The following is a 26,654-nucleotide window of genomic DNA, read 5'->3' as shown; positions in this document are numbered from 1 at the left end:
TGGGCGGTGGCACGCACTTTTCGGTACGGGTTCGCCTGAACGGCCCCGACCCCCTTGGTGGTCGTCGACTCAGAACTCGGGCACGGGCGGGGGCGGCGCCTGCACAAGACCCGTCTGGTAGGCCATCACGACGAGTTGGGCGCGGTCGCGGGCGTCGAGCTTGGCCATGGCGCGGTGCACATGCGTGCGTACGGTCAGTGGGCTGACGTACAGCTTCTCGGCGATCTCGTCGTTGGAGTGGCCTTCGGCGGCCATGGCCATGATCTCGCGCTCGCGGGCGGTGAGGGCGCCGAGTCGGCCGGGCGTGGCCAGTCGGGCGCCCGGCGCGGGAGTGGCCAGGAAGCGGGCGATCAGGGTACGGGTGGCGAGCGGGGAGAGGAGTGACTCGCCGGACGCGACCGTGCGGATGCCCGACAGCAGCGCGTCGGCGGTGACGTCCTTGCCGAGGAAACCGCTCGCGCCTGCCCGGAGGGACTGTGCCACGTACTCGTCGACCTCGAAGGTGGTGAGGATGAGGACGCGGGTGTCGGACAGCGCCGGGTCGGCGCAGATCGCGGTCGTGGCGGTCAGACCGTCGGTGCCGGGCATGCGGATGTCCATCAGGACGAGGTCGGGGCGGTGTTCACCGGCCAACAGGATCGCCTCGGCGCCGTCGGCCGCCTCGGCGACCACCTCCATGTCCTCGCAGGTGTCGATCAGGATCCGGAAGGTGGCCCGCAGAAGGGCCTGGTCGTCGGCGAGCAGTACGCGGATGGTCATGGGGTTCTTTCTTCCGGTTCCGGGGCGCTGGGGTAGAGCGGCAGTTCGGTGGTGACTTCGAAACCGCCCTCGACACGGTGCCCGGCCTGGAGGGCGCCGCCGACGGACCGGGCGCGCTCGCGCATACCGATCAGTCCGAAGCCGCCGGCGGCGACCAGCATCGCGCCGGCTCCGTCGCCGCTCGCGGCAGAGTGCTCGGCCCGGAGGGCGTTGTCGGCGGACCGGGCGCGCCGGCGCATCCCGTCGAGTCCGAAGCCGTGGCCTGGGGCCGGTGCCGCGTTCGCCCCGTCGCCGCCCCCGGCAGCGTCCACCGCGCCCGCTCCGTCGTCGGTCACCGTGACGGTCAACCGGTCGTAGGAGTACCGCAACCGCACCCGCGCCGACCGGCTCGATGCGTGCTTGCTGACGTTGGTGAGGGCCTCCTGCACGATCCGGTAAGCCGTCAGGTCCACCCCGGGTGACAGCGGGCGCTCCTTGCCCTCCGTGGTCACCGTGACCGTGAGCCCGGTGGACGCGAACGTGCGGGTCAGTTCGGGCAGTTGGGTCAGACCAGGGCTCGGGGCCAGGGGTGTGCCGGGGTCGTCGGGCTGGCGCAGCAGCGCGACCGTGCCCTTCATCTCGCGCAGCGCGGAGGACGTCGTACCGGCGAGTTCCGTGAGGATCCTCCGCACATGGTCGGGGTGCGTGCGCGCGAGGTGGGCCGCGGTGCCGGCCTGCGCGTGGGCCAGCGCCAGATGGTGGGCGACGACGTCGTGCAACTCCCGGGCGATACGCATCCGTTCCTCGGCGACCCGGTGCCGCGCCTCGTCCTCGCGGCTGCGCTCGGCGTACTCGGCCCGCGCCTGCACCGCCTCCAGATACGCGTCCCGCAGCCGGACCGCGTTCCCTGCGACGACCGGCAACAGCAGCCAGGCGGCCGGGCCGACGGTCCTGAACGGCCAGGGGTGATGCACCGGGTCCACCACCGTGGCCGTGGTGACCACCAGCGCGACCGAGGCGAAGAAGTGACGGCGGGCCGTGCCGCGGCCGGTGAGAACGGCCAGCCGGTACAGCGCCAGCATCAGCGGCCCCAGGATCAGCGGGGTGAGCAGGTGGCCCAGCGCACTCGCCCCGGCAGCCGCCACCGCCGTGACCGCGACGACCGTACGAGGACGGCTCCGCTGCCAGAGCAGGGCCGCGCAGGAGACCGCGGCGAGCGTGATCGTGGGGCCCACGGCGTCCGGCCGGGGACCGCCGGGGGCGCCCAGCTCGCTGCCGAAGAGGAACATGGCGAACAGCAGGACGGCCGACATGGTGTCGACGGTGCGGATGTGCTCGTCCGCGTAGCGCTGCAGGCTGTCGTTCATGGGTGTCTCCGATGAGGCCCGGTCAGTCGAGGAAAGTAGCCACGGGACGGAGTGCTCCACATCTGCTGCTCGGGGACCGTCCCAGACTCCCGGGCGGACCCGCGTCCCGTCGTCCTACGGCTGCCGACAATCGCCACTACTGAGAACGCGGTACGCGCCGCCCGCCGTGTCATCCCCGGGTACGACCGGCGGCGCGCGTCACACGTTCTGCAGATACGCCAGCACCGCCAGCACCCGGCGGTGCCCGCTGTCGCTCGGGGGCAGGCTCAGCTTCAGGAACACGTTGCCGATGTGCTTGCTGACCGCGCGTTCCGTGACGACCAGGGTCTTGGCGATCGTCGTGTTGTCGTGCCCCTCGGCCATCAGCTTGAGCACCTCACGCTCGCGCGGGGTCAGCGAGTCCAGCGGTGAATTGCGGCGCCGGGTGAGCAGCTCGGTCACCACCTCGGGGTCCAGCGCCGTACCCCCGGCCGCCACCCGGTCCAGGGCGTCGAGGAACTCGTCCACGCGGCCGATCCGGTCCTTGAGGAGATAGCCGACCCCGCTCGCGCCGACGCCCAACAGCTCGGCGGCGTACGACTCCTCGACGTACTGCGACAGCACCAGCACCGGCAGCCCCGGGATCCGCTCCCGTGCCTCCAACGCGGCCCGCAGGCCCTCGTCGCGGAAGCCCGGCGGCATCCGTACGTCGAGCACGGCCACGTCCGGCCGGTGTTCGAGCAGCGCGGGCAGCACCTCGGGGCCGCTGCCCGCGACCGCCACCACCTCGTGCCCTGCTGACGTCAGCAGCAGGACCAGACCCTCCCTGAGCAGGGCGTTGTCCTCGGCGAGCACCACTCTCACGACAGTTCCGCCTCAACTACGCTCACCAGACGCACGGCAGCTCCACTTCGATCACGGTAGGTCCCCCCACGGGGCTGGTCACAGTCACACTGCCGTCGAGCGCGGCGACCCGGCGCTGCATGCCCAGCAACCCCGATCCGCCCGCCTCGTCGGCCCCGCCCCGGCCCTCGTCGCGCACCCGGACGCGCAGTCCGGTGCGGGCGCGGGCGAGATGGACGTCGGCGCGGTCGGCGCCGCTGTACTTGGCCGCGTTGGTCAGCGACTCGGCGATCACGAAGTACGCGGCCGCCTCCACCGCCGCGGGCGCGCGCGGCCCGTCGTGTCCGTCGGTCAGCCCGTCCACGGTCACCGTGACGGTGAGCGCGCTGCTGGCGGCGAGCGCGCGCACCGCGCCGACCAGGCCGCGGTCGGTGAGGATCGGCGGATGGATGGCGCGTACGACATGCCGCAGATCCGTCAGCGCGTCCTCGGCCAGTGTCTGCGCGTCGTCGAGCATCCTGCGCGCCGCCTCCGGGTCCTGGTCGTAGGCCCGCTTGGCGAGGCCGATCCGCATCGACAGCGAGACGAGCCGGGCCTGGGTGCCGTCGTGCAGATCGCGTTCGATGCGACGCAGTTCGGCGCCGTGCGCGGCGATCGCGCCCGCCCGGGTCTGCACCAACTCCTCGACCCGGACGGCCAGTTGGGCCTTAGGCGAGGGCTTCAGCAGGACGGTGGACCAGTGCGCGTCGAGATCCGCGAGCCGACTGATCAACGGCAGGACGACGGCCCGGCGGCGCAGCAGCCCGCACCACACCCCGTCGACGACCAGACCCAGCGGCCACAACGGCAGCATCAGCACGGGCAGCGCGCCGTAGGCGTAGTAGGCGACCAGCCAGCGGAAGTCGGTCAGCGTGCTCGGGTCGCGGACCGCCGTGCGCACCCGCTCCCGCACCGTGCCGGTGAGCGGCTGGTACGCCTCGGGGACCTTCCGTCCCGTCCACGCGCCCGCCTGCTGCCGCTTGGCGCCTGCGATCCGCCGTATCAGCAGCACCGTCTCGGGCACCATGAACGCGCCGACCACCGCGGCCGTGGCGATCGCGGTGATCAGGAGCACGGTGATGAAGATGTACGACCCGAAGGCCATCGCGGCCGAGACGACCAGCTGGATGGTGGCTCGGGCGGCCTGCCGCACGGTAGCGCGCATGGAGATCAGGTTAGGCGCATCGGCCCGGGCACGCGGGAGCTGACGACCCGACACGGGTGTAGCCCGCTCCACCACGGGTCCGGGAGATCGCTCCCTCGTGGCGTAGGGCGGACGGCGGAATCGTTGAGGCAACACGTCAGTCAAGATCCAAGTCTTCTCGATCCGGAGGAAACCATCCATGACGCCACTGCTCGCGTCGAGACCCGTGCTGTGGTTCCTGTTCCTGTTCAACCTGCTCGTCGCCACGGCCGCGCCCTTCGTCACCGACGGCGCGCAGGCCGTGCTGACCGCCGTGGGGATGGGTGCCGTCGCCCTGGGGGCGGGCGTCAGTCTGTACCGGACCCGCGGGCGGGCGGCCTGACGGTCTCCTGCCCGGCGGGGCGGTGCGTGGCCGGAACCCGATGACGTTTAAGTCAACTGCTCGACCTGAATGAGCGCTTCCGCTTGCCTGAAGCCCGCGTCCGGGAGAACGGCGGTGACGGTGATGGCGGCGACGACGGACAGGGCGACAGCAGAGGCCGAACAGGTCGGCGGCACAGGGGAGTTGATCCCCACCACGGCGAAGCGGCTGAGTGTCGTACGGCGACCACGACTTCTTCCAGGGGAACGGCAGCACCCTCATCAGGCGGGACGCGTCCGCCGAGGAACGGATGGCCGTCGGCGCACGGTTGATCGAGTACCTCGACGGCCTATTGGGCGCGAAGGCGGCCAACCCCGCCCAGGACCTGCTTGCCGGACTGGTCGAGCGGACCAGCTCGCCGTGTTGCGTGACACGGACGACCCCAAGCTGGTCGTCTCTGCGGTCGAGGAACTCCTGCGCTACCTCGCCATCCCGCACAACGGACGACGTCGAGTGGCCCTGGAGGACATCGAGTTCGCGGGCGGGACGATCAGCGCCGGCGACGGCATCATCCTCCCCAACGACATCGCCAACCGGGACCCCGACGCCATCGCCGACCCCGACCGCCTCGACCTCACCAGGCCCGCCAGGATCGAACTCCAGGTCGTCTACGGCACGTTGAACCGCCGCATCCCCACCCTCCGCAGGGCCACCGACCTCGACCGGATCCCGTTCAAGCACGACGGCTCCGTCTACGGCGTTCACGAACTGCCCGTCGAGTGGTGACAGTTGGGCACCCCTGACCCGACCGGGGCGACGGCCCGGCGCGCCCGTCATACGGCACACCAGCCGTCGTCGACGGGCAGCACGACGCCGTTGATGTGCCGGGCCGCGTCGGAGGCAAGGAAGACGAGCGCGGCCGCCTGCTCCTCCGGGAAGGCGATCCGGTCGGAGACCACGAGCCCGGGGCCGATCACCCCGGGGCCGTGGGCCCGCGCGTCGACGTCGTAGGTGATGCCCGTCGCGGTGGCCCCCGGGGCGATCGCGTTGGCGCGGATTCCCTGCCCCCGGTACATCACGGCGAGGGACTTCACCAGGCCCACGATCCCGTGCTTGGCGGCGGTGCAGGCGGCGCCCGCCGCGCTGCCGCGCAGGCCGGCCTCGGCGGCTGTGAAGACGATCGCGCCGCGTCCGGCGGCCAGCATGTGCGGCAGCGCTGCCCGGGTGAGCAGGAAGGGCGCCGTCAGATTGACCCGGAGAACCCGCTCCCACTCGGCGTCGCCGGTGTCCGCGAGGGCCGACATCCGGTCCATGATCCCGGCGTTGTTGATCAGCACGTCCAGCCCGCCGAACGCGTCGACGGCGGTGGCGACGACCTCGTCCACCACCGCCTGCTCGCTCAGGTCGCCGACGACACGCACGGCGGAGCCGCCGTCGTGCTCGATCTCCTTGACAGTCCGCTCGGCGCCCGCCCGGTCGAGGTCCGCCACCACGACCTCGGCACCCGCGAGCGCGAACTGCAGCGCGGCGGCCCGCCCGATCCCGGACCCCGCCCCGGTGACGACGACGCTGCGCCCTTCAAGACCGGTGCCGTGCATGGCGTACTCCTTGGTTCTTCGCGGGTCCGCCGCGGTCGTCCCGAGGTGGGGGAGAGGGGGTGTCCGCGGACCCGGCGCCGATCTGGGGGAGTGGCCGGCGACCGGGTCCGGGACGGCGCCGACCCCCGTCCCCACGGGTTCGGCGCGGGGGCCGCCTTCCGCTCAAGGCGGCCCCGGCTCTGGTGAGCGAGGGCTCAGCTGTGCTCCTGACTCCTGTCGGCCCACCCTCACGGCGGGCTTCCTTGAGTTAGGCAAGCGTATCTGACTTACTTGAGTCAAGCAATCGAATGTATATTGCTTGAGTCAGGCAAGCAGGACGATAGGGTGACGCCCATGTCCACGTACGACACCATCAGTGAGACACGATCACTCGCCCGCGGTGGCGGGCAGCATCTGCTCGTCGCCGTGGACGAGCCGGACAACGCCGAACTCCTCTCCACGACACTGGAGTTGGCCGGTTACCACATCAGGACGGCGGGCAACGGCACCGAGGTGGTGTCCCGGCTCGCGGAGCAGCGGTTCGAACTGGTCGTCATCGACGCGGAGTTGCCCGAGATGGACGCCCTCGCGCAGGGCCGCCGACTCGTCACGCACCGCCCGTCCGTGCTCCTGCTCACCGGCTGGGACGCCCTCGACAAGCTGCTGCCCGCACTGGGCGCGGGGGAGCGGGACTACGTCACCAAGCCCTTCCGGATCGCCGAAGTGCTCGCCCGTATCCAGGTGTTACTGCGCGGCCGGGGTGGTGGACGTGACGGCGCGCTGCACTACGCCGACCTCGTCCTGGACGACACCACCTGCCAGGCGCGGCGCGGACGAAGCACCCTTGACCTCACGCCCGCGGAGTACCGGCTGCTGCGCCACCTCCTCGTCAACGCGCACAAGGTGTTGTCGAAGGAGCAGATCAGCCGGTACGTCTGGGGCGACTTCCGCGGCGACAACGCGATGGAGCAGCTCGTCTCCCGCCTCCGGCGCAAGGTGGACCAGGAAGGCGCCGCACTCATCCATACGCGCCGGGGCTTCGGCTACTGGCTCGGACGGGCGGCCGGTGAGGCGTGAGCGCGTGAGTGCCCCGCCGGGGAGTTGCAAGGGATTCGCGGAGTAAATATGTACACCCTGTGAACCGGGGTGCGGGGCGGTGTCACGGTGACGTGGCGCCGCCCTTTTCTCGTTGCGTGCGTGAGTCGGCGGTGTCGCGTCCCCATCGGTCAACTCACCGTCAAATCAGCTGAGTTGACCATCCCTGGCATCTCTGTCCGGCTCATGGCAACAGTGCTGACGCGTGATCTGGGCCACGTCAGGGCGTTGTCAGGAAACTGACCGGAGGGCGTCAGCCCGCTCTGTTTGCATGTGCTCATCGAGGCCTCGATCCCAGTACCCCGGCGCTTCCCCCCCCACACGGAGCCCCCCACCACCGAGGAGAGACATGGCCGACACCCTGACCGACACCGCGCCCGACACGGCAGCGGCGGTCCCCGAATACCCGATGCGGCGGGACGCGTGCTGCCCCCTTGCCCCACCACCCGCCGTGCACGGCCTGCGCGACGGGAAACCGATCAGCCGCGTCCGCATCTGGAACGGCACCACGCCCTGGCTGATCACCCGCCACGCCGACCAGCGCGCCCTGCTCACCGACCCCCGCGTCAGCGACGACGACCTGGAAGCCGGCTTCCCCTACGTCAACGCAAACCGCGCCGAGATCGCCCCGCACACCCCGCGGATGATCACCAACACCGACGCGCCCGAGCACACCCGGCTGCGCCGGACGGTCAACGCGCCGTTCGTCGTCAAGCGGATAGAGGCCATGCGGGCGCCTATCCAGAAGATCGTCGACGAGCTGATCGACGACATGCTGGCCGGCCCCGACCCCGCCGACCTGCTCACCGCGCTCGCGCTGCCCGTTCCCTCGCTGGTCATCGCAGAACTGCTCGGAGTGCCGTACGAGGACCACGACTTCTTCCAGCGCGACAGCGGCATCGCGCTCGACAGCGCTGCGTCGCCCGAGGAGGCGCGGTCGGCGAGCGGCGCGCTGGCGGCCTATCTGGACAAGCTCATCGGGCTGCGCCTGGAGAACCCGGCCGAGGGTGTGCTGTCCGAGATGGCCGGGCGCGTCAACAACGGCGAGATGACCCGCACCGAGGCCGTCCACATGGGCGTCGCCATGCTCATCGCCGGGCACGAGACCACCGCCACGATGATCAGCCTCGGCACGCTCGCCCTGCTCCAGAACCCCGGCCAACTCGCCCTGCTACGCGACACGGACGACCCGAAGGTCATCGCCGGCGCGGTCGACGAACTGCTCCGCTACCTCACCATCGTGCAGACCGGCGTCCGCCGCGTCGCCAAGGAGGACATCGAGATCGGCGGCGTCACCATCCGCGCCGGCGAGGGCATGATCTTCGACCTGCACGCCGCGAACTGGGACCCCGAGGCCTTCCCCGAGGCCGACCGCCTCGACATCGGCAGGTCCGCCCGCCGGCACCAGGCATTCGGCTACGGCCCCCACCAGTGCCTCGGCCAGAACCTCGCCCGCCTCGAACTCCAGGTCGTCTACGGCACCCTCTACCGCCGCATCCCGACCCTCCGACTGGCCGTCCCCGTCGAGCAGTTGGCCTTCGACCGCACCGGCACGACCTACGGCGTGGCCTGCCTGCCCGTCGCCTGGTGACCGCCCCCCCTCACGAACGAACCGAGAGCAAAGGACACGGCCATGAAGGTCGAACTCGACGAACCGAAATGCGTCGCCTCAGGGCAGTGCGTGGTCGCCGCCCCCGACGTCTTCGACCAGCGTGACGACGACGGCGTGGCGATCCTCCTGGAGGAGCGGCCCGGCGCCGAACTCCTCGACGACGTACGGGAAGCCGTGGCGGTCTGCCCGGCCGCGGCCATCCGACTGGTGGAGCGGTGACGCGGATCGTCGTCGTCGGAGCCTCGGCCGCCGGACTCGCGGCGGCCGAGACGCTCCGCCGCGAGGGCTACACCGGCACGCTGACCCTCGTGGGCGACGAACGGCACCTGCCCTACGACCGGCCGCCGCTCTCCAAGCAGGTCCTCGCCGCCGAGTGGGAACCCGAGCGGGTGGCCCTGCGCACCCCGGCCGACCTGAGCGGGCTCGACCTCGACCTGCGGCTCGGGGTCGCCGCGACCGCGCTCGACCTGGCGGCGCAGGAGGTGTGGCTGTCGGACGGCGCGCAGGTGTCGTACGACGGGCTCATCATCGCCACCGGGGTGCGTCCGCGCAGGCTGCCGGGTGAGGGTGCGCATGTGCTACGCACGCTCGACGACGCGCTCACGTTGCGCGAACGGCTGAGCCCCGGACGCAAGTTGGTGGTGGTCGGCGCCGGGTTCCTCGGCGCGGAGGCCGCCGCCGTGGCCTGGCGGCTGGGTGTCGAGGTCACCCTGCTGGAGCCGGCGCCCGTGCCGCTGGCGCACGCGGTCGGCGAGCAGGTCGGGCAGGTGCTGGCACAGGCGCACGTGGACCACGGCGTGCGGCTGCGCACCGGCGTCTCCGTCACCGAGGTGACCGACGAGGGCGTACGGCTGGGGACCGGCGAGGAGATCGAGGCCGACGAGGTGCTCGTCGCGATCGGCTCGCTGCCCAACACCGAGTGGCTCGCCGACAGTGGACTGTCCGTCGGTGACGGCGTGGTGTGCGACGAGTACTGCGAGGCCGCCAAGAACGTGTACGCGGCCGGTGACGTCGCCCGCTGGTACAACCCGCTGTTCGGCACCTCGATGCGCATCGAGCACCGCACCAACGCCGCCGAACAGGGCATGGCGGCCGGGCGCAACCTCCTCAACTCCGAGGCGCGCAAGGCGTTCGCGCCTGTGCCCTACTTCTGGTCCGACCAGTACGACATGAAGATCCAGGCCTACGGCTATCTGCGCGGCCACGATGAAGTCGCCGTAGTGGACGGGGACTTGGGCGAGCGGCGGTTCGTGGCCGCCTATCGCACCGGCGACCGGCTCACCGGCGCCCTCGCGGTCGGCATGCCGCCCAAGGCGATCCGCGTATGGCGACAGGCCATCGTGGCCGGAGCGAGTTGGCAGGAGGCCGTCCACGGCGCACCGACTGTCTGAGGAACCCCGCGACGTCGTCGTGGTCACCGGTGCCGGAGGCAGGGGGACGGCGATCGCGCGTCGCCTCGGCAGCGGCCGCACCCTGTTCCTCGCCGACGTCTCAAGCGGTCAACTCGACCGCGCCGTCGCCGCGTTGACCGCCGAGGGCTACGCGGCGCACGGCGTCCTCACCGGCTCGCAGGCCCAGTTCATCACCGGCACCGACCTCCTCGTCGACGGCGGGCAGGCCGCGTGGGTCCGCCGGCACATGCGGCACTGACGGCTCCGCCCCGGACGCCGGTCACCCCACGGACACCGGCGTCCGGCCCTGTCGTACCGACCTCGGCTGCGACCCGGAGGTGCTGCGCGCCAGGTACCGGGCCGAGCGCGACCGGCGTATCCGACCGGACGGCTGCGCCCAATACCGGGGTGCCACCGGCGAGTTCGGCTACTACGCGGACGACCCCTACGCCGACACCGACGTCACCCGCGAACCGCTCTCCGATTGTGTCGAGGTCGCGATCGTCGGCGGCGGCTTCGGCGGGCCTCCGAGCGCAGCGAGTCGTACGGCGGCGGACCCATCGAGTTCCACGCGCTGCTCAGCGAGTGGCGGGAGAGCAGCGACATGGGCGACGTCATCGCCGAATGACAAGGACGGGCGGGGTTCGGCTGTTCAGTCCCGCGCGGTGAGAATGCTCAGCGCGTTCGCGGTCACGACGGCACCGATGCCCGCCCACTCCGCCCAGCCCAGCCGCTGCCCGAGGCCGATCCACCCGACCACGGCGGCGAGCACGGGGTTGACGCTCATGAACAGGCCGAAGGCCGGAGCCGGCACCCGGCGCAGCGTGAACAGATCGGCCAGATACGGCACCGCCGATGAGAGCACCCCGGCCGCCACCGCGCACGCGGCCGCTGTGAGGGTCGGCGGATGCCGGACCGCGACGACGATCCCGACCGGCAGGAACATCAGCGCGGACACCCCGGCCGCCGTCGCCGATCCCTGCGCCCCGGGGATGCGGCGGCCGACGGTCCGGTTGAGCAGGATGTACGACGCCCAGCACCCGGCGGCCAGCAGCCCGAGCCCCATGCCCAGATAGTCGGCCGAGGGGCGCGGCCGCATCAGGGTCACCACGCCCGCCACCGCGATCAGCGCACAACAGGCGTCCGTGCGGCGCCGGGTCGCGGCCAGCGCGATGGACAGCGGCCCCAGGAACTCCAGCGTCACCGCCAGGCCGAGCCCGACGCGGTCTATCGCCGTGTACAGGGACAGGTTCATCGTCCCGAACACCACGGCCAGCAGCAGCACCGGCCACCACTGCCGCCAGGTGAACTCCCGCAACCGGGGCCTGCCCACGGCGAACAGGACGACGGCGGCGACGTACTGGCGCACCGCGACGACCCCCACGGGCCCGATGACCGGGAAGGCGAGGGAGCCGATCGCCGCGCCGAGCTGGTTGGACAGACCGCTGCCGGCCATGGTGGCGACCCCGAGGAGGCCCACCCGGGACGGCTGCGGGGCGACAAGTACCTTGGCAGGCAGGGGAGTTGAGGCGGAGGCGCGTGCGGGGGCGACTTCAGGCATGCTCCGATCGTGCGCCTGATCGGCACATGCGCAAAATGCAACAGCGGGACGATCTATACGCTGGAGTCATGGATATGGAGCTGAGGCAGTTGCGCTGCCTCGTCGCGATCGTCGACGAGGGCACCTTCACCGACGCCGCCGCCACGCTCGGCGTCTCCCAGGCCGCCGTCTCCCGCACCCTCGCCTCGCTCGAACGCGCCCTCGGCGTACGGCTTTTGAGGCGCACCTCGCGGGCGGTGACCCCGACCGGCACCGGGCTGCGGGTGGTCGCACACGCCCGGCGGGTGCTCGCCGAGGTCGACGACCTGGTCCGCGACGCCACCTCGGGCCACACCCATCTCCGCATCGGCTACGCCTGGTCGGCGCTCGGCCGGCACACGCTCCCCTTCCAGCGCCGCTGGAGCCGGACGCACCCGGAGACCGACCTGCACCTGGTCCGCGTCAACTCGGCCACCGCCGGCCTCGGGGAAGGCGCCTGTGAACTCGCCGTGGTCCGCAGGCCGTTGGACGACCGGCGGTTCGAGTCGGCCATCGTCGGGCTGGAGCGACGGCTGTGCGCCATGGCCTCCGACGACCCCCTCGCTCGGCGCCGCTCGGTCCGGCTGGCCGACCTCGCGGGGCGCACCCTCCTCGTCGACCGCCGTACCGGCACCACGACCGCCGACCTGTGGCCGCCCGACTCGCGCCCGGCGACCGAGGACACCCACGACGTGGACGACTGGCTCACCGTGATCGCCACCGGCCGCAGCGTCGGCATGACGGCGGAGTCGACCGCCAACCAGTACCCGAGGCCCGGAGTCGTCTACCGCCCGGTGCGCGACAGTGAGCCCGTCGCCGTACGACTCGCCTGGTGGAAGGACGACCCGCACCCCGCCACCCAGGCCGTACTGGAACTGCTCACCGCCCTCTACCGCGAGGCCTGAGCCTGTCACCCTTGTGGCCCACGGTGGTGGCCTCCGCCGGGGGCTGACTCGACGCTGACACCATGAGCCCTGGTCGAGCCCACTCGTCGAAGCGGACGAGGATCGTCATCCTGGTGGCCGTCGTCGTCGCGGCCCTCATCACCGGCCTCGCGCTGCTGCCCGACACGTTCTCGGCGGACGCCGATGCGACCGCGAGGATCTCCTGTGCCGACCTGCTGCGGAGGAACTTCGGCCCGCTCGACGACGCGGCGACCTCTGTCGCCTCCGCGAGCGTGGTGGCCGAGAGCGACTCGAACGCGTACGAGTACTGCGACGTCCAGGGCACCGTCGCCCGGCAGATCCAGTTCGAACTGCGGCTGCCGACGAAGATGTACCGGCAGCGCTACCTCCAGGAGGGCTGCGGCGGCTACTGCGGGATGGTCGGCGTCAGCGCCCAGCCCGCCGCCTCCACCGGCTGCGCCCCCGTCACCGACGGCTCGTTCGCCCTCGGCCAGGACAATCAGGGCCACGTCCCCACCTCCGGCACGGGCGGTGGCTCCGCCGAGGTCTGGGCGACGAACCCCCAGCTCAAGGTGGACTTCGGCTACCGCTCCGAGCATGCCTTCGCCACCGCCGCCAAGGCGATCACCAAGGCCTTCTACGGCGCCGAGCCGACGTACCCCTACACTGCGGCAGCGGTGACGGGCCCGACAGCTTCGACCTGCTGAGCCAGTTGATCTCCTGGCGGGAGACCGGCGGGACGCCCGGTGCCGTCATCGCCTCCAAGACCAGCGGAGGCAACCAGCCCGGCGGACCGGCGGGCGGCCAACTCGGCGGCGGCGACACCAAAGACACCAAGGGTTCCGCGAGCGCGAGCAGCAGCGCGCCCACCGTCGAGTACACGCGGCCCGTCTATCCGTATCCGCAGCTCGTCGCCTACGACGGCTCGGGTGACAAGAAGGACGCGGCCAACTACCGCGCCTACACGCCCGACAAGCTGCCCGACGACCACTACAAGTGGGCGGGCTCCTTCACCTCGGGCTACCAGGAGTGGTGCGGGACGAAGGACGGCAAGTCGATGAGCTGCGGCCGTCACACGCCGTAGACAGTATGAGAAGGTCGTGGGAAATCCGCTGTCCACTGCCCGTCCATGGCCGGTCCATGGGCGGGCAGTGACGTGTCTGCGGTAAGTATGGGCAGCAGCATGCGTGCAATACAGCGGACAAAATTGTTGACAATCTTGTTTGGCTAGATTTAGGTTCGACAGGCACTCACTCAGGGAGGGCAACGATGCCGAAAGAAGCCCGTCCGAGCACCGGGGAGCAGGCCAAGCAGCATGCGCTCACGCAGCTGCGGCAGGCGATCCTGCAGGGCGACATGGCACCGGCGCAGCGGTTGGTGGAGAACGAACTCGCCGAGCAGTTCGATGTGACGCGGGCCAGCATCCGGGCGGCGCTGATCGATCTGGCGGCCGAGGGGCTGGTGGAGCGGATCCGCAACCGGGGTTCCCGGGTGCGGGTGGTGACCGTGGAGGAAGCGGTCGCCATCACGGAGTGCCGCATGGTCCTGGAGGGACTGTGCGCGGCCAAGGCGGCCGTCGCGGCCGGCGACGACCAGCTGGCCGAACTGGCGGACCTGGGCCGGGCCATGACCAAGGCCGTGGCCGACGGCGAGCCGGTCACCTACTCCGAGCTCAACCACGAACTCCACGACAAGGTACGGGAGTTCTCCGGCCAGCAGACGGCCGTGGCCCTGCTGGAGCGGCTCAATGCCCAACTGGTGCGTCACCGCTTCCAGTTGGCGCTGCGGCCGGGGCGTCCGCAGCAGTCCCTGAGCGAGCACCTGGCGATGATCGAGGCGATCACGGCCAGGGACCCGCAGGCGGCCGAGGCGGCCGTCCGCGCCCATCTCACCAGCGTGATCGGGGCGTTGCGCGACTGACGCGCGGCGCATCGGCGCACCGGGGGCGGGCGCACACCTGTCCATCAAGGAGATTCGACTCATGACGCACGGCAACGCGCCCGCCACCCCACGATCGACACTCGTCGTCACGGCGCACGCCGGGGACTTCGTCTGGCGGGCGGGCGGAGCCATCGCCCTGGCCGCCGCCCGCGGCGAGAAGGTCACCATCGCCTGTCTGACCTTCGGCGAGCGAGGCGAGTCCGCGAAGGCCTGGCGCGAGGGCAAGAAGCTGGACGAGATCAAGGCGATACGCCGGGACGAGGCCGAGCGTGCCGCGGCCACCCTCGGTGCCGAGGTCCGCTTCTTCGACGCGGGCGACTATCCCCTGGTCGCCACCGCCGAGCTGACCGACAAGCTCGTCGAGGTCTACCGCGCCACGCAGCCCGACGTCGTGCTCACCCACCCCACCGAGGACCCGTACAACGGCGACCACCCGGCCGCCAACCGCATGGCGCTGGAGGCCCGCGTCCTCGCGCAGGCCATCGGCTACCCCGGCGAGGGCGAGATCATCGGAGCCCCGCCGGTCTTCTACTTCGAGCCGCACCAGCCCGAGATGAGCGGCTTCAAGCCCGAGGTCCTGCTCGACATCACCGAGGTCTGGGACACCAAGCGCAAGGCGATGGAGTGCCTCGGCGCCCAGCAGCACCTGTGGGACTACTACACCGACCTGGCCGTACGCCGAGGCGTCCAGCTCAAGCGCAACGCCGGCCCGAACCTGGGCCTGGCCCACAAGACGATGGCCGAGGCGTACATGCGCCCGTACCCGCAGATCGCGAAGGAGCTGGCATAACCATGGGCGGCGTGATCGTCACCAACCCCCCGAAGGCCGACGCCAAGGACGTCGAGGCACTCGCCGCCTTCGGTGTGGCCACCGTCAGCGAGGCCATGGGCCGCACCGGTCTGCTCGGACCGTCGATCCGCCCTGTGCAGCAGGGAGTTCGGGTCGCGGGCACCGCTGTCACCGTGCTCAGCTGGCCCGGCGACAACCTCATGATCCACGCTGCCGTCGAGCAGTGCGGCGAGGGCGACATCCTCGTCGTCACCACCACGTCCCCGTGCACGGACGGCCTGTTCGGCGAGCTCTTCGCCACCGCGTTGCAGCAGCGCGGGGTGCGTGGAGTCGTCCTCAACACCGGCATCCGTGACACCCAGGAACTCCGCGACATGGGCTTCGCCGCCTGGTCCCGCGCCGTCTCCTCCCAGGGCACCGTCAAGGCCACCGGCGGCTCGGTCAACGTGCCGATCGCCGTCGACGGCCAGGTCGTCCGCCCCGGTGACGTGATCGTCGCCGACGACGACGGCGTCGTGGTCGTACCGCGCGAGAAGGCCCGCGAGACCGCCGAGAAGTCGGAGGCCCGCGAGGCCAAGGAAGCCGCCACCCGCGCCGCCTTCCTGGAGGGCCAACTCGGCCTGGACCGCTACGGGTTGCGCGACACCCTCAAGCAACTCGGCGTCGAGTACCGGTCGTACGAGGAGTACACCGGAGCCGGGTCGTGACCGGGCCCGCGGAGGTCCGCTGCATGCTGATGCGCGGCGGCACCTCCAAGGGCGCCTACTTCCTCGCCGAGGACCTCCCCGCCGCCCCGGCCGAACGCGACGACCTGCTGCTGCGCGTCATGGGCAGCCCCGACGCGCGCCAGATCGACGGCCTGGGCGGCGCCCACCCGCTCACCAGCAAGGTCGGCGTGGTCTCCGCCTCGGCCGACCCCGAGGCCGACGTCGACTACCTGTTCCTGCAAGTCGCCGTCGACCGCCCCGAGGTGACCGACCGTCAGAACTGCGGCAACATCCTCGCCGGAATAGGCCCGTTCGCCGTGGAGCGGGGGCTCGTGGCCCCCGGTGACGGCGAGACCTCCGTCCGCATCCGGATGCTCAACACCGGGGAACTGGCGATCGCGAGCTTCCCGACTCCGGGCGGTCGCGTCGACTACTCCGGCACCGCGGAGATCTCCGGCGTCCCCGGCACCGCGGCACCGGTGGTGATCGAATTCCCGCAGGGGAGCAGCCCGTTGCTGCCGACGGGCCGTATCCGTGACGTCATCGCCGGCATCGAGGTGACGTGCGTCGACAACGGCATGCCGGTCGTCCTGATCCCGGCCGCCGCACTGGACGTCACCGGCTACGAGAACCCCAAGGACCTGGAAGAGAACCTCGCTCTCGCCGATCGCCTCCGGAAGATCCGCCTGGAGGCCGGCAAACGGATGGGCCTCGGCGACGTCGAGGGCACCACCGTGCCCAAGCTCAGCCTGCTGGCACCGCCCGGGGAGGGCGGCGCCGTCATGACCCGGACCTTCATCCCCGTGCGCTGCCACACCTCGATCGGCGTCCTGGGTGCCGCGAGCGTGGCGGCGGGGCTGCTCCTGCCAGGAGGGGTGGGGGAGGGTATCGCGGACATCCCCGTGCAGGGTGACCGGATTCGCATCGAGCATCCCAGCGGATTCCTGGACATCGAAACCAGCGTGGACGCCGGATCCGAAGGTTCCGCTCCCGTGGTCCGCAGAACCGCGGTCGTCCGCACCGCACGCAAGATCTTCGACGGCACGGTCTTCCCCCGACCCGCCGACATCGCACCGACCCACACCGCCCCAACTCCCGCACCCGCACGCCCCCTTGGAGGCAACGATGGCTCCGCCGCTCGGTGACATCGCCCATATCGGCCACGCCCAGCTCTTCACCCCGGACCTGGACGCCAGTGTCGCCTTCTTCACCGACTACCTGGGCCTCACCGTCAACGGCCAGGACGGCGACACCGTCTACCTCCGGACCTACGACGACTACGAGCACCACAGCCTGGTCCTCACCGCCCGCGCACAGCCCGGCCTCGGCCGGCTCGCCCTGCGCACCTCCAGCGAGGAGGCCCTCCAGCGCCGTATCAAGGCGATCGAGGAGGCGGGCGGCACCGGCAGGTGGGTCGAGGACGAACCCGGTCTCGGCAAGCTCTACGTCACCACCGACCCGGACGGCCACGAGCACGCCCTGTACTGGGAGAGCGAGTACTACCAGGCCCCCGACGAGCTGAAGCCGGCGCTGAAGAACCAGCCGCAGGCCAAGCCCAACCGGGGCGTCGGCGTACGGCGGTTGGACCACATCAACTTCCTTGCCGAGGACGTGCTGTCCAGTGCCGAGTTCCAGCAACAGGTGCTGGGCGCCCGGCCGACGGAGCAGATCCGGCTCAACAGCGGGCGGATCGCGGCGCGTTGGCTGACGTACACGAACAAGTCGTACGACGTCGTCTACACCGAGGACTGGACCGGTTCCACCGGCCGGCTGCACCACATCGCCTTCGCGACCGACACCCGCGAGGACATCCTGCGCGCGGCCGATCTCGCCATCGACACCGGTGTGTTCATCGAGACGGGCCCGCACAAGCACGCCATCCAGCAGACGTTCTTCCTCTACGTCTACGAGCCCGGCGGCAACCGCATCGAACTGTGCAACCCGCTCACCCGACTCGTCCTGGCGCCCGACTGGCCGCTGATCACCTGGACCGAGGAGGAGCGGAAGAAGGGGCAGGCCTGGGGCCTGAAGACCATCGAGTCCTTCCACACGCACGGGACTCCGCCGGTCGGCTGAGCGGCGCGCAGGACCCACCGGAGTCACCCCCACGCGATTGTCGATGAGATTGTTGACAAAAACGTTGACTATCTGGGGGGTGGCTCCTTAGCGTCTAGCGCACCAAGCACGAGAGGTAACCAACGATGTCTTCCTCCCCCTCCCCATCCCCGTCGCCCGCCGTGTCCGCGCGCGCCAGCAGACTGGCCCTCCTGGTCATCGGTCTGTGCTGGCTGGCGGTGCTCTTCGACGGCCTCGACATGTTCATCTACGGCTCGGTGCTGCCGCACCTGCTGGAGACGAAGACCTTCGGGCTCACCGCCGACCAGGCCGGTGACCTCGGCAGCTACGCCACCTTCGGCATGCTCGTCGGCGCCCTCACCGCGGGCACGGTCGCGGACCGGATCGGCCGCAAGCAGCTGATGATCGGCTGCGTGACGCTGTTCTCGCTCGCCTCCGGCATCTGCGCGGTCTCGGGCAGCGTCGAGGTCTTCGGCCTCGGGCGCACTCTCGCCGGCGTCGGCCTCGGCGGTCTGCTGCCGACCGCGATCAGCATGGTCTCCGACTACGCCCCGCGCGGCCGGACCGCCCTCACCATCGGCATGCTGATGACCGCCCACCACGCCGGCGGCATCCTCTCCGCCTACGTGGCCAAGTGGCTGGTGGACCCGGTCGGTTGGCGCGCCGCGTTCTGGGTCTGCGTCCTCCCGCTGCTCTTCGTCCCGGTGCTCCTGAAGTTCCTGCCCGAGTCGCTGAGCTTCCTCGTCGCCAAGGGCCGCACCGACGAGGCCCACGCCCTCTCCGAACGCTTCGAGGTCCAACTGCCCGCCGCGGCAGGCAAGAAGACCGCGGCCGACCGCTGGGACGCCCTGCTCGCCCTCTTCCGCGGCGGCGAATGGCTCCAGACCCTGCTGTACTGGTTCGCCTCCTTCGGCGGCCTGCTCCTCGTCTACGGCGTCGCCACCTGGCTGCCCACCCTGATGCGCGCCGAGGGCTACGAACTGGCCAACGCCCTCACGTTCGTGGTCGTGTTCAACCTCGGCGGCATCGTGGGCATGCTCGTCGCCGGTCGTGCCGCCGACCGCTTCGGCGCCCCGCGCATCTCGGCGATCTGGTTCGCGCTCACCGCCGTCGGTGTCTTCCTGCTCGGTGTCCACATGAACCAGGCGGTGACGATGCTGGTCGTCTTCCTCACCGGCGTCTTCCTCAACAGCGCCCAGACGATGATCTACGCGACCGTCTCCATCCGCTCGACCCCGGACAACCGTGCCACAGCGGTCGGTTGGACCTCCGGCATGGGCCGCTTCGGCGCCGTCTTCGGCCCGTGGCTCGGCGGCCAGCTCCTCGCCTCGGGCAACGGCGACTGGGGCTTCACGTCCTTCGCCATCGCCGGTCTCTCGTCGATGGTGTTCATCGGCATCGCGGCGCTGCGCAGCTCGAAGCAGGGTGAACGGACCGGCGTGGAGCAGGAGTTGGTCGCCAGTCACTGAGGCAGGACACCTGTCCCGGGTGCGCGGGGACGAGGACCGGACGCCGGCCACCGCAGGGGATGCGGGGGCCGGCGTCGGTGTCTGTGCGGACATGTCGACCTGTCCGGACACGAAGAAGCGCCTGCTGCCCAAGTGGGCGCAGGCGCGGGTTGGTTGACGAGGGTGTGCCTCAGTCCTTGCCCATCTGGTCCTCCGCCGACAGGTGTTCCACCGTCTTCCCCGTCTCGGCGAACGTCCGCGTGACGTACCCCGACGAGTACACCCACAGGATGCGCAGCGGGGTGTCGCCGATGTTCCGGAACAGGTGGGGGATCGGCGAGGGGACGTACGTGGTGTCGTACTGCTCCAGCTTCGTCACCTCGCCGTCGACCACGACCTCCGCGCGGCCCTCCAGGATGGTCACGTGCTCGTCGCAGTTGTGCGAGTGCAACGGCGCCCCGGAGCCGCCCGGATACACGCTCATCCCACTGGTGATCCGGTTCTCCCCGCCCGCCGACGGCGTCGTGACGAGAGGCGTCGTGACGACGGCACCGCCCCGGTCGAGCACGGGCACGGACGCGACCTTGATGATCGTGGTCATCCGGATTTCCTTTCCGCTTACACGCTTCTGCGTCGCATGACATTAGGCCCCGCGCGCGGGAATGGGTGCCCTCTGGCGTGCAGCTTTACCTTGCATTTCCAGGGGGGTGAGCTTCCCGGACCCGCCTGTACCGTCGGCACGCATCGCACGGATTCACGAACCGTGCACGTAACGCGCCGGAAAGAAAAGGCAGGTACAGGCCCCATGAGGCTCCCCGTTCTCACCGAAGAGGAAATGGACCCGCGCCAGCAGGAACTGGCCGCCCGTATCGCCGGCCGGCGCGGCGGGGTCCGCGGCCCCTTCCGGGTCTGGCTGCACAGCCCGGAGATGTGCGAACGGGCCGAATCCCTCGGCGCCTTCGCCCGCTTCGACTCCAGCCTCCCCAGGCACCTGAGCGAACTCACGCTGCTGATGGCCGCCCGCAACTGGGACGCGCAGTACTCCTGGAACGCCCATGTGCACCAGGCCATCGAGGCCGGCATCCCGGAGGCCGCCGTCAAGGCGATCGCGGAGAAGCGCGAGGCCGTCTTCGACAACGAGGCGGACCAGGTCTTCTACCGGTTCTGCCGCGAGATCCTCGACGACCACTTCGTCACCGACGAGACCTTCGCCGCTGCACTTGAGTACTTCGGCTCCAAGGGCCTGGTCGACACCATCGGCGCGCTCGGCAACTTCACCATGCTCGGCATGTGCCTGAACACCTTCCAGGTGGACCTCCAGGCCGACAGGGAACCCCCGTTCCCGGACATCCGCGGCTACGGCCGTATCGCCCCGGACAGCTCTGACGACGCCGACGGCACCGAGTCACGGCCGTGACAACTCCGGGGGGAGGCGCGGTACTTCGCGTCCGGGGAGTCACCAAGAGCTTCGGCGGCGCGGCCGCGCTCAAGGGTGTGGACCTCGATCTGTACCCGGGCGAGGTCCACGCGCTGATGGGCATGAACGGGGCCGGCAAGTCGACGCTGGTACAGGTTCTTTCGGGGGTTCATCAGGCCGACGCCGGCACCGTCGAGGTCAACGGGCAGGCGCAGCACGGACTTACGGTCCGCAAGGCGCGCCGGCTCGGCATCGCGTCGGTGCCCCAGCGCCGGGAGCTGGCGATGGGGCTCACCGTCGCCGAGAACGTGATGCTGGGCGACCTGCCGACGCGCGGCGGGGCCGTGCGCTGGAAGGCGGTCAACTCCGAGGCCAGGAAGGCACTTGAGGCCCTCGGTATCGACATCGACGTCACGCGGACCGCGGGGTCGCTCACCGTCGCCGAGCAGACCATGGTCGAGGTGGCGCGCGAGGTCCGCCGCGGCGGCCGCATCCTGATCCTCGACGAACCGACCGCCTGTCTGAGCGCCGAAGCGGCGCAGCAGATAAGGGAGTTGGTCCGCACCCTGCGCGACGAGGGCGTCGCCGTCGTCTACATCTCGCACTACATCGACGAGGTGCTGGCCGTCGCCGACCGTGTCACGGTGCTGCGCGACGGAGCGGTCGTACGCAGCGCCCCGGCCGCCGAGTTCGACGCCGCAGGTCTCGTACGCAGCATGGTCGGCCGGGAGGTCGTCTCGCAGCGGACCCAACGGCCCGCCCCCAAGGACGAGATCGGGCTCACGGTGCGCGGTCTCACCGACGGCCGGGCCGTGCGGGGCTTCACCGTCGAGGTGCGCAAGGGCGAGATCGTCGCCGTGCTCGGACCGGCCGGGGACGCGCAGTCACGCCTCTTCGACGTGCTCTCCGGGCGCCGCCGCCCCGACACCGGCCGACTCGCCGTGGACGGAACTCCGGTGCCGTTCGGCCGAGTTCACGCCTCGCTCGCCAGCGGCCTGCGGTGCGTCACCGGCGACCGTCGCGCCCTCGGCCTGGTCCCGGAGTTGTCCCTGGACGAGAACCTGATGCTGGCCGGCGACCGCTTCGCCCGCCGCCGGACACACCGACGCGCTCAACTCGCCCGCCGGGCCGCCCCGTTGCGCCGCAGCTACGGCGTGGTCGCACTCGCCGGGAACCCGCCGGTGGGCGCGCTGTCCGGGGGCAACCAGCAGAAGGTGCTGCTCGCCAAGTGGCTCCAGACCGAGCCGGTCGCCTGCTTCCTGGAGGACCCCACCAACGGGGTCGACATCGCGGCCATGGCCGACATCCACGCCCTCGTCGACGACCTGGCCTCGCGCGGTGTCGCCGTACTCCTCGCCTCCTCGTCCGCCGAGGAGGTCATGCGCCTCGCCGACCGGGTCGTGGTCGTCAGCGCCGGCCGGACGGTCGCCGAGCACGACATCGACGCCATCACCCACGACGAACTCGTCGCCACCGCTCTCGGAGGTCAACCGCAGTGAGCGTCAAGACACTTCCCGACGCCCCCGGCGTCGACGACCCACCCGGGAGAGCCCCTTCCCGCTTCTCGTTCGCGGCATTGTGCGGGGCCCCGCACACCGGGCTGATCGCCGTCCTGATCGTCGTGATCGTGGCGACCTCGCTGCGGACCGACTCGTTCGCGACCGACACGAACGTGATCAACATCCTGCGTCAGGTCAGCGTCGTCGCCGTGATCGCGGCCGGACTCACGCTGCTGATGACCGCGGGCGGCATGGACTTCTCGATGGGCAGCAACGTCGCCGTGACGACCGCGGTCGGGGCGCAGCTGCTGGCCCACGGCCACTCCACCGCGTTCACCGTCGTGGTCTCGCTGGTGCTGGCCACCCTGATCGGTCTGGTCAACGGGGTGGTCGTGACGTTCACGAACGTGGCCCCGTTCGTCGCGACGCTGGCGACGGCCACCCTGCTGGACGGCGTCGCCCTGCTCGTGCTCGACAGCGTCAGCGTCTCCATCGGCACCAGGATGTTCGCCCTCGGTAACAACAAGATCCTCGGGGTTCCGTATCTGCTGGTCGTGGCGATCCTCGTGCTGGTGGCGACCGCTCTGGTCATGCGGTTCACCGTGTTCGGCCGCGACGCCTTCGCCATCGGCGGCAACGAGCACGTCGCCCGGCTCAGCGGCATCAACGTCACCGCCCGCAAGCTCTCGCTCTACGCCCTCACCGGCGCCCTGTCCGGGCTGGCCGGCCTGATGCTGCTGTCCCGGCTCAGCGGCAGCAGCCCCGGCACCGGCGGACTCTCGCTCCAGCTCCAGGCCGTCGCCGCGGTCGTCATCGGCGGCACCGCCCTGGCCGGCGGCTACGGCACGGTCGTCGGCACCGCGCTCGGCGTGGTCCTCCTCGGCGTGGTCGCCAACGCGCTGAACCTGCTCCAGGTCTCCAGCAACTACCAGTCGGTCTCCGTCGGCGCGGTGCTGCTCATCGCGGCCGTCGCCAACGAGATGCACAAGGCACGTTCCGCACGGCATTGACCGGTCTCACTCACCGCGTCCAAATCCTGTACCCATAAAGGCGGTTCACCATGAGAATTTCGCTCCGTTCCCGCAGATCCATGCTCGCCGCGTTCGCCGGCACCACTCTCGTACTGAGCGGTTGTGGGGCGAGCGACGACAGCGGGAGTTCCGGCGATGTCACCCTCGGATTCGTCAACGGTGGTGACACCGAGTTCCACAGCTGTCTCCAGAAAGCGGTCGAGCAGGAGGCGAAGACGCAGAACGCCAAGGTCTTCACCGCCAACTCGCACCAGAATTCCACCACCGAGCTGTCCAACATCGAGGACATGACCTCGCGCAGCGTGAGCGCGCTGATCGTGCAGACGGTCAACGTGGACGCGCTGAAGGGCGACATCGCCAAGGCGAAGGCCGCGAACATCCCGATCTATCTGACCTCCGTGGCCACCAGCGACGTGAACGACATCCTCGGCGCGGCCGTCGTCGATCTCGGCAAGCTCGGTGCCCTGGACGCGGGCTGGATCGCGCAGGACGCGGGCGGCAGGAGCATCCAGGTCGGCGTCATCGCGGGTGCGCCCGGCGCGGCCTCCGACCTGATGGTGGGCGGCTTCACGAAGGCACTGCCCAGCACCGCGAAGGTGGTCGCGAACCAGCCGGGCATGTTCAACCCGGTGAAGGCACAGGACGTCGCCGAGAACATGATCCAGGCCCACCCGGACCTGCAGTACGCGTTCGTCGCCTCCGAGGACATGGCGCTGGCCGCCCGCAAGGCGTTCGACGCGGCCGGCAAGAAGGACGTGAAGATCGTGACCGCCAACGGCACGGACGAGGGCCTGGCCGCCGTCAAGGACGGACGGCTCTCCGCCACGGTGGCCAACTCGGCCATGGCGATAGGACAGACCGCGGTGAAGAACGCGGTCGGTCTGTTGGCCAAGAAAAAGGTTGACAAAATTGCCAACATTCCTCTTTTGTTGGTGACCAAGGACAACCTGAGCAAGGCCCCCCAGTACTGCCCGAAGTGACGAGTGCCGCCTGAAGCAGCGGGGTCCGGTGCCGGGAGCGACACCTGTCTCATCGTTGTCCGAGCCGCCTGTCCGTCACACCGCCGGAACGTCCAAGTGGAGCCGCCACCAGGACATCCCGGCAGGGGTCGGACCCATCAGTACGACCGGCACCGCCGCCGGGGCCCACCCCCGGCATGCGTGGGCCTCCGGAGGAATCATGGATCGACTGCTCCTCATGCACAGCTTCGTCACCGTCGCGCAGGCCGGGAGCTTCAGCGGCGCGGCGAAGAAGCTGGGCTCGTCGGGGTCGCTCGTGTCGCGTCACGTCGCCGAGCTGGAGCGGCAGGTGGGCGTCCGCCTGGTCAACCGCACCGCCCGCTCGGTCAGCCTCACCGAACCGGGGCTGAAGTACGCCGAGTTCGCGGCCCGCATCCTCGACGAGATCGAGGCCGAGGACGCCGTCATCTCGCACCTCCACGACCGCGCCGAGGGCACCCTGAGCATCATCTGCCCGAAGTGGATAGGCAGCCTGGACCTCGGGGACGCGATCGCCGCCTTCTCCGCCGCCCACCCCAAGATCCATGTCCGCTTCGAACTGGGCGGCATGTCCGACCGGACGTACGACTTCCTGGACAGCGGATTCGACGTCGCCTTCCACACCCGTGACCTGCGCGACTCCAGCGTGCGCCTCAAGAAGATCGCCTCGCTGCCCTTCGTGCTCTGCGCCTCCGAGAAGTACCTGGAGCGCGGCGGCCCGCTCACCGAGCCCAACGGCCTCGCCCACCACGACTGCCTCGTCCACGTCAACGACCCGGTCTGGCGCATCGGCCACGGCCACGCCTCCACCCTGCACAAGATCCGCAACATCGCCTTCTCGTCCAACTCGTACATCGCCCTCCAGAAGGCCGCCGTCCACGGCCGCGGCATCGCCCTGCTGCCCCAGCGCCCGGCCTACGACGACCTGATGACCGGCGCCCTCCAGGTCCTGCTCCCCGAGCTGGCGGTCCCCGACCGCCCCCTGTTCGCGATCTACGGCCCCGGTCAGGCCACCCCGCGCAAGGTCAGCGTGTTCCTGGACTTCCTCGCCGAATGGTTCTCACAGAACCCCATTCCGGCCATCGAGTCGTAGTCGCAAGAAACGATTGCGAATTCAGACGAGCCCGGACCATTGAGGCCTTCACGCCCCGAAATCTAGGCTCGCCGGGCGACCCGCGAAACGAGGCATCCATGGGAATCCAGAGAATCGAATCCGTCACCTACGGGATCGACGACGTAGACGAATGTGTCCGTTTCTTCGGCGACTTCGGGCTGTTCCTGCTGGAGCGGACCGAGGAGCACGCGGTGTTCGAGACCCTCACCGGGCAGACCCTCCACCTGGACACCGTGCCCGGCCCCCTGCTGCCCCCGCCGGTGGAGGCCGGGCCGACCATCCGCGAGGTGGTCTGGGGCGTCGACACCCCGGAGGAACTCGCCCGGCTGGTCGCCGCCGCGGGCCGCGACCGCGAGGTCCACGCGAGCGCCGACGGCGTCCACCACACCGTCGACGAGAGCGGTTTCGGTGTCGGACTCACCCTGGCCCGCCCGAAGAACGCGGACGTCACCCCGCGGCCCGCCAACGCACTCGGCAACGTGGACCGCTGGAACACCGCGCTGGAACCGCTCACCCGGGCCTTTCCGCTCCGCATGTGCCATGTCGCGCTGAACATCGTCAAGGAGGGCCGCGAGGAAGCCGTCGCGTTCTACACCGAGCGGCTCGGCTTCCGGCCCACCGACATCGTCGAACCGATGGGCGTCTTCATGCAGGCACCGGGGAACGACGACCAGCACACCATGCTGCTGTGCCACCGCCCCGACCGCGCCGGCGTCAACCACATCGCCTACGAGGTCCCCGGCTTCGACGATGTCATCGAGGGCGGCAACCACATGATCGAGCGCGGCTGGCGGGAGGCCCGCAAGCTCGGCCGCCACACCGTCGGCTCGAACGTCTTCCGCTTCCTGCACGCTCCGTGCGGCGGCCGCGTCGAGTACGCGGCGGACATGGACCGCGTCGACGACACCTACGAGACCCGCGTCCACGAGACCACCCCGCCGCACCACATCTGGGCGCTGCGCTCCAACCGCGACCAGCAGGACGCCCCCGCCACCTGACTCTC

The 26,654-nt window shown here is 70.4% G+C and carries 29 protein-coding genes and 1 pseudogene; 23 read left to right on the top strand and 7 right to left on the bottom strand.

All coding sequences use genetic code 11. The features are described 5' to 3' along the window. Window positions 1-69: 69 nt before the first annotated feature. The 4 genes from OG496_RS04920 to OG496_RS04905 all read right to left on the bottom strand — a co-directional run bounded on the left by OG496_RS04920 (window position 70) and on the right by OG496_RS04905 (window position 4,131). Window positions 70-759 carry a response regulator transcription factor gene (locus tag OG496_RS04920; protein ID WP_366492454.1) on the bottom strand — a complete coding sequence of 230 codons (690 nt, stop codon included), beginning with the start codon at window positions 757-759 and terminating at the stop codon, window positions 70-72. Next, a complete protein-coding gene (locus OG496_RS04915; RefSeq protein WP_405969735.1) occupies window positions 756-2,105 on the bottom strand; it encodes a sensor histidine kinase in 1,350 nt (449 codons plus the stop codon). The genes OG496_RS04920 and OG496_RS04915 overlap by 4 nt, the downstream gene beginning before the upstream one ends. A gap of 198 nt (window positions 2,106-2,303) precedes the next feature. Further along, window positions 2,304-2,948: a response regulator transcription factor gene (locus OG496_RS04910; protein ID WP_366492456.1), complete on the bottom strand. Its 645-nt coding sequence runs from the start codon at window positions 2,946-2,948 to the stop codon at window positions 2,304-2,306. Window positions 2,949-2,970: 22 nt separating this feature from the next. Beyond that, window positions 2,971-4,131: a histidine kinase gene (locus tag OG496_RS04905; protein ID WP_405969734.1), complete on the bottom strand. Its 1,161-nt coding sequence runs from the start codon at window positions 4,129-4,131 to the stop codon at window positions 2,971-2,973. Window positions 4,132-4,309: 178 nt separating this feature from the next. Between OG496_RS04905 and OG496_RS04900 the strand changes: the two genes are divergently transcribed. Further along, entirely contained in the window at window positions 4,310-4,492 is a 183-nt protein-coding gene (locus tag OG496_RS04900) for a hypothetical protein (protein WP_405969733.1), read from the top strand. A 211-nt stretch (window positions 4,493-4,703) separates the two neighbouring features. Then, window positions 4,704-5,257 (top strand): annotated as a pseudogene (locus OG496_RS04895) (cytochrome P450); the annotation flags it as partial. Window positions 5,258-5,304: 47 nt separating this feature from the next. Here the strand turns inward: OG496_RS04895 and OG496_RS04890 are convergent. Then, entirely contained in the window at window positions 5,305-6,069 is a 765-nt protein-coding gene (locus OG496_RS04890; protein ID WP_405969732.1) for an SDR family NAD(P)-dependent oxidoreductase, read from the bottom strand. 333 nt (window positions 6,070-6,402) lie between these two features. Here OG496_RS04890 and OG496_RS04885 point away from each other — a divergent pair, with 333 nt between their 5' ends. The 6 genes from OG496_RS04885 to OG496_RS04860 all read left to right on the top strand — a co-directional run bounded on the left by OG496_RS04885 (window position 6,403) and on the right by OG496_RS04860 (window position 10,774). Next, a complete protein-coding gene (locus OG496_RS04885) occupies window positions 6,403-7,125 on the top strand; it encodes a response regulator transcription factor (protein ID WP_405969731.1) in 723 nt (240 codons plus the stop codon). Between the two features lie 367 nt (window positions 7,126-7,492). Next, on the top strand, window positions 7,493-8,734 hold the full coding sequence (locus OG496_RS04880) for a cytochrome P450 (protein WP_405969730.1): 1,242 nt from the start codon (window positions 7,493-7,495) through the stop codon (window positions 8,732-8,734). Between the two features lie 42 nt (window positions 8,735-8,776). After that, on the top strand, window positions 8,777-8,974 hold the full coding sequence (locus OG496_RS04875) for a ferredoxin (protein WP_366492462.1): 198 nt from the start codon (window positions 8,777-8,779) through the stop codon (window positions 8,972-8,974). Continuing rightward, window positions 8,971-10,146, top strand: coding sequence for an NAD(P)/FAD-dependent oxidoreductase (locus tag OG496_RS04870; RefSeq protein WP_405969729.1), 1,176 nt, complete (start codon window positions 8,971-8,973; stop codon window positions 10,144-10,146). Before OG496_RS04875 ends, OG496_RS04870 begins: the two co-directional genes overlap by 4 nt. A 19-nt stretch (window positions 10,147-10,165) precedes the next feature. Further along, window positions 10,166-10,405: a hypothetical protein gene (locus OG496_RS04865; RefSeq protein ID WP_405969728.1), complete on the top strand. Its 240-nt coding sequence runs from the start codon at window positions 10,166-10,168 to the stop codon at window positions 10,403-10,405. Between the two features lie 225 nt (window positions 10,406-10,630). Beyond that, the gene (locus tag OG496_RS04860; RefSeq protein WP_405969727.1) at window positions 10,631-10,774 is read left to right on the top strand and encodes a hypothetical protein; all 144 of its coding nucleotides are present in this window, start codon (window positions 10,631-10,633) and stop codon (window positions 10,772-10,774) included. Between the two features lie 24 nt (window positions 10,775-10,798). On the opposite strand, the gene OG496_RS04855 is transcribed toward OG496_RS04860, so the two are convergent. Then, on the bottom strand, window positions 10,799-11,602 hold the full coding sequence (locus tag OG496_RS04855; RefSeq protein WP_405976561.1) for an EamA family transporter: 804 nt from the start codon (window positions 11,600-11,602) through the stop codon (window positions 10,799-10,801). A gap of 173 nt (window positions 11,603-11,775) precedes the next feature. Between OG496_RS04855 and OG496_RS04850 the strand changes: the two genes are divergently transcribed. The 9 genes from OG496_RS04850 to OG496_RS04810 all read left to right on the top strand — a co-directional run bounded on the left by OG496_RS04850 (window position 11,776) and on the right by OG496_RS04810 (window position 19,613). Further along, window positions 11,776-12,630: a LysR family transcriptional regulator gene (locus OG496_RS04850; RefSeq protein ID WP_405969726.1), complete on the top strand. Its 855-nt coding sequence runs from the start codon at window positions 11,776-11,778 to the stop codon at window positions 12,628-12,630. Between the two features lie 62 nt (window positions 12,631-12,692). Continuing rightward, a complete protein-coding gene (locus tag OG496_RS04845; protein ID WP_405969725.1) occupies window positions 12,693-13,337 on the top strand; it encodes a tannase/feruloyl esterase family alpha/beta hydrolase in 645 nt (214 codons plus the stop codon). A gap of 5 nt (window positions 13,338-13,342) precedes the next feature. Continuing rightward, complete coding sequence (locus OG496_RS04840; protein WP_405969724.1) at window positions 13,343-13,714, top strand: hypothetical protein; 372 nt, start codon at window positions 13,343-13,345, stop codon at window positions 13,712-13,714. 185 nt (window positions 13,715-13,899) lie between these two features. Further along, window positions 13,900-14,550, top strand: a complete 651-nt coding sequence (locus OG496_RS04835) for a GntR family transcriptional regulator (protein WP_405969723.1) — start codon at window positions 13,900-13,902, stop codon at window positions 14,548-14,550. 61 nt (window positions 14,551-14,611) lie between these two features. Continuing rightward, complete coding sequence (locus OG496_RS04830; RefSeq protein ID WP_019057005.1) at window positions 14,612-15,361, top strand: PIG-L deacetylase family protein; 750 nt, start codon at window positions 14,612-14,614, stop codon at window positions 15,359-15,361. A 2-nt stretch (window positions 15,362-15,363) separates the two neighbouring features. After that, window positions 15,364-16,068, top strand: coding sequence for a 4-carboxy-4-hydroxy-2-oxoadipate aldolase/oxaloacetate decarboxylase (locus OG496_RS04825; protein WP_399388400.1), 705 nt, complete (start codon window positions 15,364-15,366; stop codon window positions 16,066-16,068). Continuing rightward, complete coding sequence (locus OG496_RS04820) at window positions 16,065-17,213, top strand: 4-oxalomesaconate tautomerase (protein ID WP_405969722.1); 1,149 nt, start codon at window positions 16,065-16,067, stop codon at window positions 17,211-17,213. Before OG496_RS04825 ends, OG496_RS04820 begins: the two co-directional genes overlap by 4 nt. Further along, window positions 17,194-18,144 carry a catechol 2,3-dioxygenase gene (locus OG496_RS04815; protein WP_405969721.1) on the top strand — a complete coding sequence of 317 codons (951 nt, stop codon included), beginning with the start codon at window positions 17,194-17,196 and terminating at the stop codon, window positions 18,142-18,144. The genes OG496_RS04820 and OG496_RS04815 overlap by 20 nt, the downstream gene beginning before the upstream one ends. Before the next feature lie 125 nt (window positions 18,145-18,269). Continuing rightward, on the top strand, window positions 18,270-19,613 hold the full coding sequence (locus OG496_RS04810) for an MFS transporter (RefSeq protein WP_405969720.1): 1,344 nt from the start codon (window positions 18,270-18,272) through the stop codon (window positions 19,611-19,613). Window positions 19,614-19,782: 169 nt separating this feature from the next. On the opposite strand, the gene OG496_RS04805 is transcribed toward OG496_RS04810, so the two are convergent. Continuing rightward, window positions 19,783-20,193 (bottom strand): cupin domain-containing protein, encoded by a 411-nt coding sequence (locus tag OG496_RS04805; RefSeq protein ID WP_405969719.1) that lies wholly within the window; start codon window positions 20,191-20,193, stop codon window positions 19,783-19,785. A 234-nt stretch (window positions 20,194-20,427) separates the two neighbouring features. Between OG496_RS04805 and OG496_RS04800 the strand changes: the two genes are divergently transcribed. The 6 genes from OG496_RS04800 to OG496_RS04775 all read left to right on the top strand — a co-directional run bounded on the left by OG496_RS04800 (window position 20,428) and on the right by OG496_RS04775 (window position 26,649). Next, window positions 20,428-21,009: a carboxymuconolactone decarboxylase family protein gene (locus OG496_RS04800; protein WP_405976560.1), complete on the top strand. Its 582-nt coding sequence runs from the start codon at window positions 20,428-20,430 to the stop codon at window positions 21,007-21,009. Continuing rightward, a complete protein-coding gene (locus tag OG496_RS04795) occupies window positions 21,006-22,508 on the top strand; it encodes a sugar ABC transporter ATP-binding protein (protein ID WP_405969718.1) in 1,503 nt (500 codons plus the stop codon). Before OG496_RS04800 ends, OG496_RS04795 begins: the two co-directional genes overlap by 4 nt. Beyond that, the gene (locus OG496_RS04790) at window positions 22,505-23,518 is read left to right on the top strand and encodes an ABC transporter permease (RefSeq protein ID WP_405969717.1); all 1,014 of its coding nucleotides are present in this window, start codon (window positions 22,505-22,507) and stop codon (window positions 23,516-23,518) included. Before OG496_RS04795 ends, OG496_RS04790 begins: the two co-directional genes overlap by 4 nt. A gap of 50 nt (window positions 23,519-23,568) precedes the next feature. Beyond that, window positions 23,569-24,519, top strand: coding sequence for a sugar ABC transporter substrate-binding protein (locus tag OG496_RS04785; protein WP_405969716.1), 951 nt, complete (start codon window positions 23,569-23,571; stop codon window positions 24,517-24,519). Window positions 24,520-24,718: 199 nt separating this feature from the next. After that, complete coding sequence (locus OG496_RS04780; RefSeq protein ID WP_266879392.1) at window positions 24,719-25,630, top strand: LysR family transcriptional regulator; 912 nt, start codon at window positions 24,719-24,721, stop codon at window positions 25,628-25,630. A gap of 98 nt (window positions 25,631-25,728) precedes the next feature. Continuing rightward, window positions 25,729-26,649, top strand: coding sequence for a VOC family protein (locus OG496_RS04775; protein WP_405969715.1), 921 nt, complete (start codon window positions 25,729-25,731; stop codon window positions 26,647-26,649). The last annotated feature ends 5 nt before the right edge of the window (window positions 26,650-26,654 follow it).

This window comes from Streptomyces sp. NBC_00988, assembly GCF_045162645.1.
Taxonomy (GTDB): domain Bacteria; phylum Actinomycetota; class Actinomycetes; order Streptomycetales; family Streptomycetaceae; genus Streptomyces.
Note: the sequence above shows the minus strand (reverse complement) of the source record. Positions and strands in the feature narration are given on the sequence as shown.